Raw genomic sequence first — 16204 nt, forward strand, 5'->3', positions numbered from 1 at the left:
CGTCCGTACGAAGGGGCGGACGCGTCCCCCCGGCCGCCGTCGGCCGCCGGAGTCCGAACGACCCGCAGGAGCCACCGAGTTGACCCACAGGCGCATGACCAAGCGAAAAGCAGTCCTCGCAGGAGCCGGAGCCACCGGCATCGTCGCCGCGGCGATCCTGCTGCCCAACGCCAATGCCTCGCAGTCCCCAGCCGGCTCCGGACCGGTCGTCGCCCAGAAGATGACCGCCGCCTCCGCCGCAGGCGTCGCCGAGAAGCTCGGCGACCGGCTCGGTGACGCGTACGGCGGGGCGTACTACGACGCCGGCAAGCAGCAGCTCGTCGTCAACGTCGCCGGGGGCGACGACGACGCCGAGGCCGCGGTCGCACAGGCCGGCGCGGTGCCCCGCGCCGTGCGCAACAGCACCGCCACCCTGAAGTCCGCCACGGGCACGCTCTCCCGCCGGGCCGCCATCCCGGGCACGGCCTGGGCCGTCGACCCCCGCACCAACCAGGTGCTCGTCACGGCCGACCGCACGGTCACCGGCCAGAGGTGGGACCGGCTGGAGACGGCCGTGGAGGCCCTCGGTGACGGTGTCGCGCGCATCCAGAAGTCCAAGGGCGAGTTCAAGCCCTTCGCCGACGGCGGCGACGCCATCTTCGGCGGCGGCTCCCGCTGTTCCCTCGGCTTCAACGTCACCACCCAGGACGGCGGGCGCGGCTTCCTGACCGCCGGCCACTGCGGTGTCGCCGCCGACCGGTGGACCGACGAGAACGGCGCGGAGCTGGGCACCGTCCAGGCCGCCACCTTCCCGGGCGAGGGCGACTTCGCCCTCGTCACGTACGACGACCCCGGCGCCGACGCCCCCGACGTCGTCGACGTGGGCGGCGGTCAGACGGTACCGATCCGCGGCGCGGCCGAGGCCGCAGTCGGCCAGCAGGTGTTCCGGATGGGCAGCACCACCGGCCTCAGGGACGGGCAGGTCACCGGCCTCAACGCCACGGTGAACTACCCGGAGGGCACGGTCACCGGTCTGATCCAGACCGATGTCTGCGCCGAACCGGGGGACAGCGGAGGCGCGTTGTTCACTCGTGACGGGGCCGCCATAGGTCTCACCTCGGGCGGCAGCGGCAACTGCGACGTGGGTGGCGAGACGTTCTTCCAGCCCGTGACGACCGCGCTGGACGCGGTCGGCGCCCGCATCCCCTGACCGTGCTCACCCGTGCCCGTACGGCGGGGGCGGCGTCAGCCGCAGCCGTACGGGCACGGTCGGGGCGGGCTCCGGCAACCGCAGAGCGTGCCGGCCCGGGGTGATCGAGCCCAGCAGGGTCGCATGCCGGGCACCGGTGCATGCCGGTACCGTACCGGCCAGTCCGTGGGCGGTCAGGAAACCGAGAACCGCAAAGGCGTACGCCTCCTTGGCCGCCGACGGCAGCCCCAGCTCGCCGGAGCCGCGCAGCGGAACACCGCCGAGCGCCGACCGCAACCGGTCCATCAGCACCGGATTGCGGGTGCCACCCCCCGAGGCGAAGACCTCGGTCGCCCCGACGGAGCGGACCGCGTCCGCGACGGTACGGGCGGTCAGTTCGGTGAGGGTGGCCACCACGTCCGCCGGACGCAGGGCGTCCCGCCCCTCCAGCGCCGCCAGCAGGTAGGGCAGGTGGAACACCTCCTTGCCGGTCGTCTTGGGCGGCGGGGCCGTGTAGTACGGCTCGTCCAGCAGCCGCCGCAGCAGCTCCGCGTCGACCCTGCCGCGCGCCGCCAGGGCGCCGTCGGCGTCGTAGGCCAGCCTGCCGCCCGTGAAGTGGTGCACGGCCGCGTCGACCAGCGCGTTGGCCGGACCGGTGTCGAAGGCGAGCGGCGGCGCCCCGGCCGGGCCGGCGGCCGCCGTGATGTTGGCGATGCCGCCGAGGTTCAGCGCGACGGGCACGCCAGGGCGCCCGCGCAGCCACAGCACGTCCACGATGCTCACCAGCGGCGCGCCCTGCCCGCCGGCGGCGACGTCCCGGGTGCGCAGGCCCGAGACGACGGGACGGCCGGTCGCCTCGGCGATCCAGGCCGGCTCGCCGAGCTGGAGGGTGCCGCGTACCCGCCCGCCCTCGGTCCAGTGGTGGACGGTCTGCCCGTGGGAGACGACCAGCTCGGCGCGGCCCCCGCACAGCTCACGGTCCGCCCGTACGGCGAGTTCCGCGAACGCCTGCCCGATACAGGTGTCCAGCAGGCAGACGTCCTTCAGGGTGGTGGCCGCCGGAGGCAGTGCGGCGGCCAGGGCGCACCGCAGACCGTCGTCGTACCGGGCACTGACCATGCCGAGCGGGCGCAGGACGACGCTGTCCCCGTCGAACGTGAGGTCCGCGGCCGCCGCGTCGACCGCGTCGTACGACGTGCCCGACATCATGCCGATGATCCGCACGGTGCTGCTCTCCTCCTCAGTCGCGCAGGGCGTGGCGGTGGCCGTCGCCGGGCAGGGTGGCCAGGGCGAGCGCGCTCACGGCGCACGTGGCGGCCACGTAGTACGCGGGGACGTCGACGCTGCCGGTCCGTTCGATCGTCCAGGTGACGATCAGGCCCGCGCAGCCGGAGAACACCGCGTTGGACAGCGCGTACGCCAGGCCCAGCCCGGTGTACCGGACGTGCGTGGGGAACATCTCCGCGAGCATCGCCGGCCCCGGCCCCGCCATCAGGCCGACGACCGCGCCCGCGGCGAACACCGCGAGGCCCTTGGCGACCGCCCCGGTGGAGGGGTCCCGCAACACGCCCAGCAGTGGGAAGGCGAGGAGGACGGCGAGCGCCGCACCGGCCACCATCACCGCGCGCCGGCCCACGCGGTCGCTGAGCGCACCCGCCGGGAGGATCGTGGCCGCGAAGCCCAGATTGCCCAGGACGGTGGCCACCAGCGCCTGCCGGAAGGAGGCGTTCAGGCTGCTCTGGAGGTATGACGGGAGGACGACGAGGAAGGTGTAGCCGGCCGCCGACCAGCCCATCAGCCGGCCGGCCGCGAGCACGATCGCGCGCGCCGCCTCTCCGGGCGCGGCGGTGACGGGATGGGGCGCCTTCCGCGGCGCGGCGGCTACGGACCGGGCCGCCTCCTGCCGCCGGAACGACGGCGTCTCCTCGAGGCGCAGCCGCAGCCACAGGGCGCCCAGCCCCATGGGCAGCGTCAGCAGGAACGGCACCCGCCACCCCCAGCCCTCCAGCTGGTCCTGCGTCAGGATCGTGGCCAGCAGGGCGGCCACCCCGGCTCCGCCGAGCAGTCCCAGCGCCACGGTGAACGACTGCCACGCCCCGTACAGGCCGCGCCTGCCCGGTGGGGCGCATTCGGTCATCACCGAGACGGCGCCCCCGAACTCGCCGCCCGCGGAGAGCCCTTGGACGGCGCGCAGCAGGGTGAGCATCCACGGTGCGGCGGCGCCCAGCGTCGCGTACGTGGGCAGCAGGCCGATCAGGGTGGTCGCGCCCGTCATCAGCAGGATGACGAGGATCAGCGTCGGCCGCCGGCCGGCCCGGTCGCCGATCCGGCCGAACAGCGCCGCTCCCACCGGGCGGAAGAAGAACGCCAGCGCGAAGGACGCGTACGTCTTGACCAGGGCCTCGGCGCCGCCGGTGCCCGCGGGGTCGAAGAACCGGGCGGCGATGATCGTGGCGAACCAGCCGTAGACGCCGAACTCGTACCACTCGATGAAGTTGCCGACCGAGCCCGCCACCAGTGAACCGCGCGACCGCGGCGGCACGGCTGCCGCTCCGCCGGTCCCTCCGGGCGGTGAGGAGGTGGTCGTCCGCCGGCTCTCCATGAAAGTTCGTTACATCATCACAGCCGTTCGCTGTCAATTACTTTCACCGGCGCGGTGCGGAGCACCTTCGGACGGTGCGGCACCGCACGTCGGCGGCAGGACGGTCCGGCGCTCGCGATGCGCAGGCACAAAGGTGCATATACGGTGTAAAGGCAGCCCGTATGGCGTATTCGGGTCCTCTGGAGGCGAGACCACCGGCAGGTCGGCGTGGAGACGATCACCCGTCGTGAGAAGTGGCTCCGCCCCGACGGACGCTCCAGCTGCCGCACGCAGTCTCTGATGGTGGAGAACATGACAGTCGCGGGAGCGGGGACGACGGCCGGGTGGCGGACATGAGCGCGGACAGGAACCCGGGCCCGCCGGCCCCCGAGGGGCACGACGACGACGGACACGAGCACCGGTTCAACGCCGACGCGGACTGGGACCGGTGGCCCGTCACCGCCTACCTGACCGAGAACTACCGGCGTATGCACAGCTCGGACGCCACGGTCATCCGCCACCACTCCGCCTTCTACCGGCAGTTCGCCGCCGGAAGCGTCGGCCGGTCCCTGGAGTTCGGGGCGGGGCCGAACCTCTACCCGCTGATGCCGGCCGCCGCCGTCGTCCGTGTCATCGACGCGCTGGAGCCGGGGGCCGGCAACGTCGCCTACCTCGCGGGCCAGCTGGAACGACCCGACGAGAGCTGGCGGACCTTCTACGACCTGTGCCGCGAGCTCGACCCCCGGCTGCCGGTCTCCCTCACCGAGGCGCTGTCCCGGGTCCGCGTCCTCCACGCCGACGCGACCGCCGTGCCCGAGGGCGCCTACGACCTCGCGTCGATGAATTTCGTCGCCGAGAGCGTCACCGAGGACGCGGACGAGTTCGCCGAACTCTGCGGCCTCTTCATCCGCGCCGTACGGCCCGGCGGACACCTGGTCGCGGCCTTCATGGAGAACATGCCCAGCTACCGGATCGGCGCCGGGCTGGAGTGGCCGGCCTTCCCGGTGGACTCCACGACGCTGCGGGAGGTCTTCGGCCCGCACACCGCCGACCTGCACCTCGCACGTGTCGACAAGGACCCCGGCCTGCCGGACCACGGGGACACGGGCATGGTGCTGCTCCGGCCGGAGCGCGCTCAGCCGGGCGGCCCCGGGTGAAGGAGCGCGTCCCGTTCGCCGGGCGGCTCCCCGCTCCGGCCCCTCACCGGCCGGCCCCTCCATTCCCGCCCGCGCCCGGAGCGCCACCGGTGGGCCCGGACCGCAGGCGCCGGCGCACCAACAGGTGCCGTGTCGGCAGAGCCTGACCTTCCGCCAGTAAGCCCGCGAAGCAGGTGGGTTCGCGGAGCGTCGATGCGGGCACACCGCGCGACCGGCGGGGGAGTGCGGCCCGGGCGGATGACAAAAGACCACGGGAAGTGGAACCTCTGGCCACTGCTGTCCCTCTTCTCTCCCGACACGCGCGCGCTGCCAGCTGAAAGAGACGACCGTACGAAGAGAGCACAGCCATGTTCAGCAAGGCCCTCGCGCCCGAGTACCAAGGGGCCCTCAGCGCCCTGTCCGTCAACTCCTCGCTCACCGACGTCCTCGCCGCCGCGACCGAGCAGCTGGCCGCCGCCCAGCGCGCCGGTGACGCCCGCGAGACGGCCCGCGCCGCCCTCGCCGTCGCCGAGGCCCACCGCCGGCTCGGCGACGTCCGGGCCGCCGACCGGGCGTGGAAGAGCGGTTACCGCACGGCCCGTTCGGCCGGTGACCTCTCCGGCATGGCCTGGGCCCTGTGGAGCGGCGGCACCCTCGCCCGCCAGCGCGGTGCCCTGGCGCTCGCCTTCCGGCTCCTGCGGTACGCGGCCGACACCGGCAAGCGCGGCGGCGATGTCGTCGCCCACGGCTACTCCCTCGCCGGACTTGCCGAAACCGGCCGCATCCAGGGCGACTACGCCGCCGTGGAGGCCCTCCACGACGAACTGCTCGCCGAGGCCCGCCGCCGCGGCGAGGCCCGGCACACCGTCTGGGCGCTGGAGGGCATCGCGCAGATCCACCGCAACACCGGCCGCTACGACAGTGCCTACGCCCTCTTCGAGGAGGCCGCCGGGATCGCCGAGCGCGCCGACGACCGCCGCGGCCACGCCTGGGCCCTGCGCGGCCTGGCGGACATCGTCTCCGTACGGGACGGCGATCCGGAGCGCGCCCTGGACCTGCTCGCCCGCGCCGAGGCGACCTGCCGCGAGATGAACCTGTCGAGCGCGCTGGCCTACAACCACAAGATGCGCGCCAACGTGTTCTACCGGGCGGGACGGTACGAGGAGGCGCGCGAGACCTACGACCTCGCCCTGGCCGAGTTCCGCGAGATGGGCGAGCCGCGCGGCGAGGCCCTCTCCCGCCTCGGTGCCGCCAAGGCCCGGGCGCGGCTCGGTGCCGACCCGGCGCACACGGCCGCCGAACTCGCCGACCTGCGCGGCGTACTGGACCGTCTGGGCCTCCACCACGCCCGCGCCATGGTGGACCGGGCCCGCGCGGAGCTGGGCCTCGACACGACACCGGTGACCGCCCGATGACCCGGCCCGTGACCGCGCACACCGCGACGACCGCGAACACGGCCACCACGACCGCCGCGACGACCGCGAACACGACCGCAGCGACCACGAACCGTGTCGCCACGGACCCCGTCACCCCCGGTGCCGCGACCACGGCCCCCGCGCAGACGCTGGCCCGCTGCCGCGCGCTGGTCGAGCCCGCCCTGCGGGAGCGCGTCGGGGGACTGCACAGCTGGCCCGCGGAGATGGCCGGCTATGCGTTCGGCTGGTGCGAGGTCGGCGGGGAACCCCGTGCCGGCGCGGCGGGCAAGGGGTTGCGCCAGGCGCTCGCGATCCTGTGCGCCGAGGCCGCCGGAGCCCCCGGTGACCTCGCGGTCGACGGCGCCGTCGCCGTCGAACTCGTGCACACCTTCTCCCTGGTGCACGACGACATCATGGACGGCGACGACACGCGCAGACAGCGCCCGGCCGTCTGGAAGGCGTACGGCACCGGCCCCGCGGTGCTCGCCGGGGACGCGCTCTTCGCCCTCGCCTTCGAGGTTCTCGCCGGAGCACCTGCCCCGCACGGCGCGGCGGCCGTGCGCCGGCTCTCCCGGGACATGGCCGACCTCGTCGAGGGCCAGGCCGAGGACCTCCTCTTCGAGAGCCGGCCGTGGACCGGGCCCGGTGCCGTGGAGGTCGGAGCGTACCTGCGGATGGCCGAGCGGAAGACCGGCGCGCTGCTGGGCTGCGCGTCGGCGCTCGGAGCGCTGCTGGCCGGGGCGCCCGCGCCGGTCGTGGACGCCCTGTCCGTGGCCGGGCGCCATCTGGGCGTGGCCTTCCAGGCCGCCGACGACGTGCTCGGACTGTGGGGAGACCCCGCGGTCACGGGCAAGCCCGCCCACGGTGACCTGCGCCGCCGCAAGAAGACCCTCCCGGTGCTCATGGCCCTGGCGGCGCCTCACCCCGCGGCCGCCCGGCTCGCCACGCGCCTCACGGCCATGGGGCCGGGAGGCGGGGAGCCGGGCGACGCCGTGCTGCGGGAGCTGGCCGCCCTGGTGGCGGAGGCGGGGGGACGGGAGGCCGCGCTGGCGGAGGCGCGGCGCCGCCTGGACCTCGCCGCGGAGGCGCTGAACAGCGTCCCCCTGGCGCCGGCTCCGGCCGCGGAACTGCTCGCCCTGCTGCCGTTCGCCGTCGGGCGCGTCAGCTGAAAGTCGTCGGCCGATGCACCGCCGGGCGTCGGCCGTGCGGCCGGTGTCGGCCGTCGGCCCGACCGTCAGCAGCTGTCCGCCGTCGGGTCGAGGGCCCGCAGCCAGCGCAGCAGGGCCGATGCGGCGAGTCCCGCGGCGAGCGCGGCACACACCACCGCCACGGCACTCGCCCACGCGTACGGACCGCCGAGGCTGCTGGTCAGCAGGTCCGTGTCACCGACGCCGGCCGTGGCGTGCAGCGCGACGATGCCGACTCCGGTCGCGGCCGCGGCCGCCCAGATCCGTACCGTGTCGCGCAGGGTGAGCCAGGCACCGACTCCCAGGCAGAGCGCGGTCACGCCGACCGCCAGCAGGCCGGTGCTGTCGGCGGACCGCAGGCCGGGGAGGTCGGAGGGCAGGTGGACCAGGCCGCAGACGAGGAGCACGAAGGCGGCGGGCCAGCGCAGGACGGAACGCAGGCCGGGGGCGATGGCGTCGGCGTCGCCCGGAGTGCCGGCGTGGACCCGGGCGGCCGCGGCCGCCGGCCGCTTGCGCTCCTCGGCCCTCCTGGCGTCGTCCTTCCGGCCGGAGGACTCCCCGCCCTCGGCCTTCCTGTCGCCGGGCTTGCGGAGGAAGACCCTCTTGTCGCCCGCCCGGAGGGTGGTGGTCCTGCCGTCGGCGGCCTTCGCCGCGCCCGCCGGGCTGTCGCCCGCGGGTGCCGGGGCCGCATCCCGCGCAATGTCCCCGGCGGTGGCGGCGGACCGGGGCCGGCCCCCGCCGTCCTCGGTGCAGAGGATGTCGACCAGCTGGGCGACCTCCTCGATGGGTCTGCCGACGGCAGCGGCGCGCAGCGTCGTGTCGGCCTCGTCGAGGTGATGCGGGGGCTCCCCCAGCATGGCGACCAGTTGCCGGACCTCCTCCAGCGGCCGGGCCACGGCGGCGGCACGCAGCGCCTCGTCGCCCGGGCTGGACACCTCCTTGGTCCGCTTGAGCAGGCTCACCAGTGCGGCGACCTCTTCCAGCGGCCGATAGGTGGCCGCGGTCCACAGCAGGGTGCGTATCGGCTCGTCGGTCCCTTCCGCGGGCTGTCCGACCTGCTCTTCGCCGGCCTCGGGCGGGGGAGGGGAGGGGGGTGTTGCCGGATGGTCGGTGGTCATGGCGCGGCTCCATTCGCCGAACGTTCGGTGAGGCACACACCGTGTCGTTGGACCATCTAAGGGGCATTTGGCCCCATTGCGCCATCCGGGAGCAGCGGAAGGGGGTATGCCGCGACCGCGCCGATTCAGGGGGCGGCGATCCCGCCTTGGGCGTGCGGGTGGCCGAAGGCCACGTCACTTGGTTGACAGCGGCGTGTACGTGGCGCACATGGGCGCCACCTGGTTCGACGGCGCGCCACGGGGCCTGAAGGGCGCGCCGGCTGAAGCGCCACGCCGCACCGGCCGCCGGCGGGCCCCACCACCGGCGAGCGGGTCGAGCCGGAGGGCCGGCTCGACGAGGCAGTCCGCGCCGTCGAGGTCCCCGACGCCGTCTTCGCCCTGTCGCGCCACGGCCGCCGCACGGTCCGCTGCGGCGGTACGGCGCCGCCCCCGCCCGTCCCGCGCGACCGTCCTGCAGCGCGGCCTCGGCCCACGGCGCGTGCACGCCCTCACCTGGTTCCGGCACCCCACCGACCACGGGCCGATGTGCTTCCACGCCGGCGCGGCCGGCGGGCAGCAGGCGTTCCCGGGCTTCCGCCCCGCCACGGCGACGGCCCCGGCCGCCGCCTCCACCCGCCGCAACAGCGGCCGGGCGACGCGTTCGCCGCCACGGCGTACAGGCTGCTGGCAGGCCTGCCGCCCTGATCATGAATAGCTCATGTGTTCGATGCCGGTCTACGCTGGAGGGCATGGCACAGCACCTCCAGAGCTCGCTCTTCGACCAGAGCGACGACATCCGGCTCGGCCCGCTCACCGGCGTCCGGCGGACCGTCCTCGGCGCAGGGGCGTGGATCGACCTGCTTCCCGGCTGGCTGTCGGGAGCGGACGCCCTCTTCGGCGAACTGGTCTCCACCGTGCCCTGGCGGGCCGAGCGCCGGCACATGTACGACCACGAGGTCGCCGTGCCACGGCTCCTCGCCTTCTACGGCGCCGACGACCCCCTGCCGCATCCGGTGCTCCAGGAGGCCCGCGCCGCCCTGTCCGCCCACTACGGCGCCGAGCTGGGAGAGCCGTTCGCCACGGCGGGGCTGTGCTACTACCGCGACGGCCGCGACAGCGTCGCCTGGCACGGCGACCGCATCGGCCGGGGCGCGCGGGAGGACACCATGGTCGCCATCCTCTCGGTCGGCGAACCGCGGCACCTCGCGCTGCGGCCCCGCGGCGGCGGCGCGCCCATGCGACTGCCTCTCGGCCACGGCGACCTGGTCGTGATGGGCGGGTCGTGCCAGCGGACCTGGGAGCACGCCGTCCCCAAGACCACGAAGGACGTCGGACCGCGGATCAGTGTCCAGTTCCGGCCCCGGGGAGTGCGCTGAGCCCCCGCCGGCCGGCGCCCCGGCCGCCGGGTCAGGCGACGCGGTGGACCAGCTGGCTCGCCAGCTCGTACCGGGCGCCGACGACGGCGAGCGCGCCCGTCTCCACCCGGGCCGCCAGGTCGGGCTCGGCGGCGAGCCGGGACGTCACGAGCCGTACCTGCGCCGTGATCGTCGCGTCGACGCGGGCAGGCCCGCTCCGGCCGCGGTCGATCGCGGGCCGGATCTGCTCCGCGACGTACGCGATGTGCGCGGGCAGCTCCTCACCGGTCTCATCGGCGTGCACCGCCGCGCCGACCGCCCCGCAGGACTGGTGGCCGAGCACCATGACGAGCGGGATGCCGAGCTCCAGCACGCCGTAGGCGATGCTGCCGAGCACGGCCTCGTCGAGCACCTCGCCCGCGGAGCGGACGGTCATCAGGTCCCCCAGTCCCTGGTCGAAGACGAGCTCCGGCGGGACGCGCGAGTCGATGCAGCCCAGGACGACGGCGAACGGGTGCTGGCCGGATACGGCCGCCACCCGGTCGGCCCTGGCCTCGTGGGGATGGGTCTGGTGCAGGGCCCGCCACCGTTCGTTGCCGTGCGCCAGGGCGCGCAGCGCCGCGGCGGGGGTGGCGGGCCGCTTCCCGCGGGCGCCTCCCCCGGTCCGCGCGGCCGCGGACGGGGCGCCGGCGACGAGGCCGGTGGTGAGGGCCGCGGTGCCGCCGAACGCCGCCCGCAGCAGGCTCCGCCGGCGCGTTCCGGCCGTGGTCACGGCATCGGCCGGCCGTGTGGATATGTCTCCTGGAGTCGAGGTCACGCCCGGGAACGTACGCCTGACCATGATCCGTTCTGTTCGATTTTGATCATCGTTGGGTCGGTGTTGGGCGAATCCTGGACTCCGCTGGCGTTCCGTGTCCGGCCGGCGACCGACGGTCACGCATGGTCGCGGCCGGGTCTGCGGTGTTAGAAAGGAGCGTGGTCAACGTTCGCGACCGATTCCGTGGTGCCTCGGTTCGGTCACTGGCCGAAAGGCGTCCGCGGAGTGTCGCCGGGCAGGTCTTCGTCCTGCAGGTGGCGCTTGTCGTACTGCTCGTCCTCGGCGCGGTCCTCGCGCTGCTCCTCCAGTCGCGCAGCGACAGCGACCGCGAGGCGCGCAACCGTTCCGTCGCGGTCGCCCAATCGTTCGCCCACGCCCCCGGCATCGATGAGGTACTGGCCTCGCCCGATCCGTCCCGCGTGCTCCAGCCCCTCACCGAAGCCGCCCGCAAGGCGGCCGGTGTCGACTTCATCGTCATCATGGACACCCAGGGAATCCGCTACACCCACCCCCAGCCCGAGCGGATCGGCGGCCGCTTCGTCGGCACCATCGAGCCCTCCCTCGAAGGCCGCGTCCACACCGAGAACGTCAACGGCCCCCTCGGTGACGAGGTCCAGGCCATAGTGCCGATCCGGGACTCCGACGACGGGCGGATCATCGGCCTCGTCTCCGCCGGACTCCAGGTCAAGAACGTCACCGGCGTGGTCAATCGCCAGCTCCCCGTCATCCTCGCCACCAGTGCGGCCGGCCTGGGCCTGGCCACCGCCGGGACGGCCCTGGTGGCCGGACGGCTGCGCCGCCAGACCCACGGCCTCGGCCCCGCCGAGATGACCCGGGTGTACGAACACCACGACGCCGTCCTCCACGCCGTCCGCGAGGGCGTCGTCATCGTCGGCGGCGACGGACGCCTCCTCCTGGCCAACGACGAGGCCCGCCGCCTCCTGCAACTGCCCGTCGACGCCGAGGGCCGCCAGATCGGCGAGCTGCCGGGACTCGACCCCGGCATCGCCGAGCTGCTGGCCTCCGGCCGCGTCGCCACCGACGAGGTCGTCCTCGCCGCCGACCGGTTGCTCGCCGTCAACCAGCGCCCCACCGACCGCGACGGCGGCCCCGCCGGCACCGTCGCCACCATCCGCGACACCACCGAACTGCGCGCCCTCACCGGCCGTGCCGAGGGCGCCCGCAAGCGCCTCAACCTCCTCTACGATGCCGGCGTCGGCATCGGCACCAGCCTCGACGTGGTCCGCACCGCCGAGGAACTCGCCGAGGTGGCCGTCCCCCGGTTCGCCGACTTCGTCACCGTCGACCTGGCCGACGCCGTACTGCGCGGCGAGGAGCCCACCGGCACCGGCGCCGACATGCGCCGCACCGCCGTCGCCGGCATCCGCCACGACCACCCCCTCTACCCGCGCGGCAGGATGATCGGCTTCCTGCCGTCCACGCCGCAGGCCCGCGGCTTCGGCAGCGGCCGCGCCGAACTCGTCCCCCACCTGTCCCAGGCACCCGGGTGGCAGGCCCAGGACCCCGAGCGGGCCGGCCGGATCGTCGAGTACGGCATCCACTCGCTCATCGCGGTGCCCCTCAAGGCCAGGGGAGTGGTGCTGGGCGTCGCCAACTTCTGGCGCTCCGAGAAGCCCGAGCCGTTCGAGGAGGAGGATCTCGCACTCGCCGAGGAGCTCGTCACCCGGGCGGCGGTCTGCATCGACAACGCCCGCCGCTACACCCGCGAACACGCCATGGCCGTGACGCTCCAGCGCAGCCTGCTGCCGCGCGCGCTGCCCGAGCACAGCGCGCTCGACGTCGCCCACCGCTACCTGCCCGCCCAGTCCGGCGTCGGCGGCGACTGGTTCGACGTCATCCCGCTGCCCGGCAGCCGCGTCGCCCTGGTCGTCGGGGACGTCGTCGGGCACGGCCTGCACGCCGCCGCGACGATGGGCCGGCTGCGCACCGCCGTGCACAACTTCTCCACCCTCGACCTGCCGCCCGACGAGATCCTCGGCCGCCTCGACGACCTGGTCGGCCGCATCGACCAGGACGAGAGCGACCCCGTCACCGGGCGGCCCGCCGGCGACCCGCCGGACGCCGGCATGACCGGCGCCACCTGCCTCTACGCCGTGTACGACCCGGTCTCGCGCCGCTGCGTCATGGCCCGCGCGGGGCACCCGCTGCCCGCGCTGGTCCACCCCGACGGGCTGGTGGAGTTCCCCGACCTGCCCGCCGGCCCGCCCCTGGGCCTGGGCGGCATCCCGTTCGAGACCGCCGAGCTGGAACTCGCCGAGGGCAGCCAGCTCGTCTTCTACACCGACGGGCTGATCGAGGACCGCACCCGCGACATCGACGTCGGCCTGGAACTGCTCCGCCAGGCCCTCTCGGCACCGGACCGGACTCCCGACGAGAGCTGCCGCGCCGTCTGCGAAGCACTGCTGCCGGCCCACCCCAAGGACGACGTGGCCCTGCTGATCGCCCGTACCCGCGCCCTCGGCCCCGACCGGGTCGTCGACTGGGACGTCCCCTTCCACCCCGGAGCCGTCGCCAAGGTGCGCGCCGCCGCCGTACGTCAGCTCGACGAGTGGGGCCTGTCCGACCTGGCCTTCACCACCGAGCTCGTCCTCAGCGAGCTCATCACCAACGCCATCCGCTACGGCGCCCCGCCGGTCCGCGTCCGCCTCCTCCACGACCGCGGCCTGACCTGCGAGGTCTCCGACACCAGCAGCACCTCCCCGCACCTGCGGTACGCCGCCACGACCGACGAGGGAGGCCGCGGCCTCTTCCTCGTCGCCCAGCTCTCCGAACGCTGGGGCACCCGCTACACCCCTCAGGGCAAGGTCATCTGGGCGGAACAGCCACCTCCCGACCCGACCCGGGAGACGGCCGCCGAGGGCGCGCTGTTCCTCGACATCCTCGACGCCGACCCGATCTAGGGGCGACACCCCGCTCCCGGGCCCCCTCCCGGTGACCCTGGTGACCCCGGTGACCTCCGGGACCGTCTCAGCCGGACACCGCCCGCAGGGCGCCCGGACGCCGGCCGGTCAGCCGGTCCAGTGCCGCGGCAGTGGCGTCGTCGGCGGGGAGGTGGACGACCAGCCTCAGGTCGACGTCGCCGGGCAACTCCAGCGTCTCGTACGCCAGGCGCAGCATCCCCGCCTCCGGGTGCGCCAGCCGGGTGACCCCCGTGGCCGCCGGGAGCCCCGGCAGCGTGCGCACCCGGTCGGCGAAGTCGGCCCCGGCCGTGAAGGTCAGCTCGTCGGCGAACGCCGCGACATGGGGATCGGCCCGGAACGGCCCCTGCTTGAGCGCGGCCACCTGCTCGTCGGCGACCCGGTCCCGGTCGGGGAAGACGCCGGGGGCCCGCTCGTCGGTGAAGACGAACCGGGTGAGGTTCGGCGGGTCGCCGTCGAGCAGGCCCGCGGGTCCGGCCAGCCGCTCGTACCCGGCAGTCCAGGCCAGTGCGTCGCCGATCCGGTTCAGCAGTACGGCCGGGGCCGGCTCCAGCCGCTCCAGCAGCACCCGCAGGCCCGGCCGGACCGTACGCTCCGGCGCCGCCGCGCCCGCGCACATGAACGTGCCGTCGGCGCCCTTGGTCAGCCGGTGCAGGTGCACCCGCTCGCTCGCCGTCAGCCGCAGCGCGTCCGCCAGCGCGACCACGATCTGCACCGACGGGCGCCGGTCACGGCCCTGCTCCAGGCGCGTCACGTACTCCACGCTCACCCCGGCCAGCATGGCCAGTTCCGCCCGGCGCAGCCCCGGCGTACGACGGCGCGGGCCGGTCGGCAGGCCGACCTGGGCGGGGGTGACCGCCTCGCGGCGCGTCCGCAGGAAGAGTCCCAGTTCGTTGTCGCTCATCCGGCCGAAGGTAGCAACCCCGGCGGCCCGGAGGGTGGCCCTCTCCCTACCAGCTCCGGCCCGGCCTCCCCGCCGCGCCGCTGCCACGACAGGTTGGAGGACGTGACCGCACGGTCGCCCGTGACCACTCCCAAGGAGCCCCGACATGTCCTCGTCCTCCGCCACGCCCTCCGCCACGTCCTCCGCCCCCACCGCGGGCTCCTCCCGCCCCCTGCGCCTCGCGGTCGTCGTCGGCAGCGTCAGGGAAGGCCGCTTCGGCCCCGTCGTCACCCGCTGGTTCGCCGAGCAGGCCGAGCAGCACGGCGGGTTCGAGGTCGACGTCGTCGACCTGGCCGACGTCGAGCTGCCGCTCGCGCTGCCTCCCGTACCGCCCGCGATGGACCCGGACCTGCCCCGCCCCGCCGGAATGGCCGGGCTGACGCGGCGCATCGCGGCGGCGGACGCCGTCGTCGTGGTCACCCCCGACTACAACCGCAGCTTCCCGGCCTCCCTCAAGGCCGCCATCGACTGGCACTGCACCGAGTGGCGCGCCAAGCCCATCGGCTTCGTCGGATACAGCGGCGCCAGCGGCGGGCTCCTCGCCATCGAGCAGCTGCGGCAGGTCTTCGGCGAGCTGCACGCCCACACCGTCCGCGACTACGTCAGCTTCCCCCGCTACTACCTGCTGTTCGACGCGGACGGCCGGCTCACGGACCCCGAGGAGCACGCCACCGCCGCGAAGGCCATGCTCGACCAGCTCGACTGGTGGGGCCGGGTCCTGCGCGACGCCCGCCGCGAGCGCCCCTACGCCGGCCGGTAGCCCCCGCCTGCCGATACGCTGGACGGCGATGTTCACAGCCAAGGGCCCGACCCTCCGCGAACTCGCCGTCCAGGCGCTCTCCTCCACCGAGCGCGGCTACGACCTGCTGGCCCCCTCGTTCGACCGGACGCCCTTCCGCACCCCCGACCGGCTGCTCGACGCGGTCACCGACGCGCTGCGGCCGTTCGGGCCGTTCCGCGCCGGCCTCGACGTGTGCTGCGGCACCGGGGCGGGCCTGCGCGTGCTGCGGGAGGTGTGCCGCGAACAGGTCACGGGTGTCGACTTCAGCGCCGGGATGCTCGCCCGGGCCCGCGCCGCCCACCCGCGCACCGCCGAAGGGCCGGTGCCGCACTGGGTACGGGCCGACGCCCGCGCGCTGCCGTTCCGGGAGGGTTTCGACCTGGCCGTCAGCTTCGGTGCCTTCGGGCACTTCCTGCCCCGCGAGCGCCCGGTCCTCTTCCGTCAGGTGCACACGGCGCTGCGGCCGGGCGGACTGTTCGCCTTCCCCGTCCCCGCCCCGCCACCGGTCGGTTCACTGCCCTACTGGGCCCTGTGGGGCTTCGACACCGTGATGCGGGTGCGCAACCTCCTGTGGCGGCCGCGCTTCATCATGTACTACCGCACCTTCCGCCTCCCGGACGTCCTCGACGACCTGGCCCGCGCCGGCTTCACGGCCGGTACGACGGCGCTCCCGGCGCTCGGCACCCGCCCCGACGGCGCTCCCCGCTGCCGGCTGGTGGTGGCACGCCGGTAGGTTGGGCGGCGCCGCGCCCCCGCCCCGCGGGAGCTCGCCCCGACCGACCCCG

The 16204-nt window shown here is 74.8% G+C and carries 13 protein-coding genes; 8 read left to right on the forward strand and 5 right to left on the reverse strand.

What is annotated here, in order from left to right:
- Nucleotides 1-94: 94 nt before the first annotated feature.
- On the forward strand, nt 95-1189 hold the full coding sequence (locus tag IH00_RS0129230) for a S1 family peptidase (protein ID WP_052411708.1): 1095 nt from the start codon (nt 95-97) through the stop codon (nt 1187-1189).
- A gap of 6 nt (nt 1190-1195) precedes the next feature.
- Here the strand turns inward: IH00_RS0129230 and IH00_RS0129235 are convergent, their stop codons facing one another.
- Together IH00_RS0129235 and IH00_RS0129240 are read right to left on the reverse strand one after the other, a co-directional pair.
- A complete protein-coding gene (locus tag IH00_RS0129235) occupies nt 1196-2392 on the reverse strand; it encodes an anhydro-N-acetylmuramic acid kinase (RefSeq protein WP_031078822.1) in 1197 nt (398 codons plus the stop codon).
- Between the two features lie 16 nt (nt 2393-2408).
- Nucleotides 2409-3770 carry an MFS transporter gene (locus IH00_RS0129240; protein ID WP_078888015.1) on the reverse strand — a complete coding sequence of 454 codons (1362 nt, stop codon included), beginning with the start codon at nt 3768-3770 and terminating at the stop codon, nt 2409-2411.
- A 332-nt stretch (nt 3771-4102) separates the two neighbouring features.
- On the opposite strand from IH00_RS0129240, the gene IH00_RS0129245 reads away from it, so the two are divergent.
- The 3 genes from IH00_RS0129245 to IH00_RS0129255 all read left to right on the forward strand — a co-directional run bounded on the left by IH00_RS0129245 (nt 4103) and on the right by IH00_RS0129255 (nt 7469).
- Complete coding sequence (locus tag IH00_RS0129245) at nt 4103-4906, forward strand: class I SAM-dependent methyltransferase (RefSeq protein ID WP_234334994.1); 804 nt, start codon at nt 4103-4105, stop codon at nt 4904-4906.
- A gap of 347 nt (nt 4907-5253) precedes the next feature.
- Nucleotides 5254-6300, forward strand: a complete 1047-nt coding sequence (locus IH00_RS0129250) for a tetratricopeptide repeat protein (RefSeq protein ID WP_031078832.1) — start codon at nt 5254-5256, stop codon at nt 6298-6300.
- Nucleotides 6297-7469 (forward strand): polyprenyl synthetase family protein, encoded by a 1173-nt coding sequence (locus IH00_RS0129255; protein WP_078888016.1) that lies wholly within the window; start codon nt 6297-6299, stop codon nt 7467-7469. Before IH00_RS0129250 ends, IH00_RS0129255 begins: the two co-directional genes overlap by 4 nt.
- 65 nt (nt 7470-7534) lie before the next feature.
- Here IH00_RS0129255 and IH00_RS0129260 read toward each other — a convergent pair whose 3' ends face one another.
- Nucleotides 7535-8605, reverse strand: coding sequence for a hypothetical protein (locus IH00_RS0129260; RefSeq protein WP_052411709.1), 1071 nt, complete (start codon nt 8603-8605; stop codon nt 7535-7537).
- 728 nt (nt 8606-9333) lie between these two features.
- On the opposite strand from IH00_RS0129260, the gene IH00_RS0129265 reads away from it, so the two are divergent.
- Nucleotides 9334-9960 (forward strand): alpha-ketoglutarate-dependent dioxygenase AlkB, encoded by a 627-nt coding sequence (locus IH00_RS0129265; protein WP_031078835.1) that lies wholly within the window; start codon nt 9334-9336, stop codon nt 9958-9960.
- 31 nt (nt 9961-9991) lie between these two features.
- Here the strand turns inward: IH00_RS0129265 and IH00_RS0129270 are convergent, their stop codons facing one another.
- The gene (locus IH00_RS0129270; RefSeq protein WP_420710937.1) at nt 9992-10756 is read right to left on the reverse strand and encodes a carbonic anhydrase; all 765 of its coding nucleotides are present in this window, start codon (nt 10754-10756) and stop codon (nt 9992-9994) included.
- Nucleotides 10757-10878: 122 nt separating this feature from the next.
- Between IH00_RS0129270 and IH00_RS0129275 the strand changes: the two genes are divergently transcribed.
- Nucleotides 10879-13677 (forward strand): SpoIIE family protein phosphatase, encoded by a 2799-nt coding sequence (locus tag IH00_RS0129275; protein ID WP_078888018.1) that lies wholly within the window; start codon nt 10879-10881, stop codon nt 13675-13677.
- A gap of 67 nt (nt 13678-13744) precedes the next feature.
- Here IH00_RS0129275 and IH00_RS0129280 read toward each other — a convergent pair whose 3' ends face one another.
- Nucleotides 13745-14599, reverse strand: a complete 855-nt coding sequence (locus IH00_RS0129280; protein ID WP_031078840.1) for a helix-turn-helix domain-containing protein — start codon at nt 14597-14599, stop codon at nt 13745-13747.
- A 145-nt stretch (nt 14600-14744) separates the two neighbouring features.
- Here IH00_RS0129280 and IH00_RS0129285 point away from each other — a divergent pair, with 145 nt between their 5' ends.
- Nucleotides 14745-15398 carry an NADPH-dependent FMN reductase gene (locus IH00_RS0129285; RefSeq protein ID WP_052411711.1) on the forward strand — a complete coding sequence of 218 codons (654 nt, stop codon included), beginning with the start codon at nt 14745-14747 and terminating at the stop codon, nt 15396-15398.
- A 28-nt stretch (nt 15399-15426) separates the two neighbouring features.
- Entirely contained in the window at nt 15427-16152 is a 726-nt protein-coding gene (locus IH00_RS0129290) for a class I SAM-dependent methyltransferase (protein WP_031078845.1), read from the forward strand.
- The last annotated feature ends 52 nt before the right edge of the window (nt 16153-16204 follow it).

Origin of the sequence: Streptomyces sp. NRRL S-118, assembly GCF_000716335.1 — a bacterium.
Taxonomy (GTDB): Bacteria; Actinomycetota; Actinomycetes; order Streptomycetales; family Streptomycetaceae; genus Streptomyces.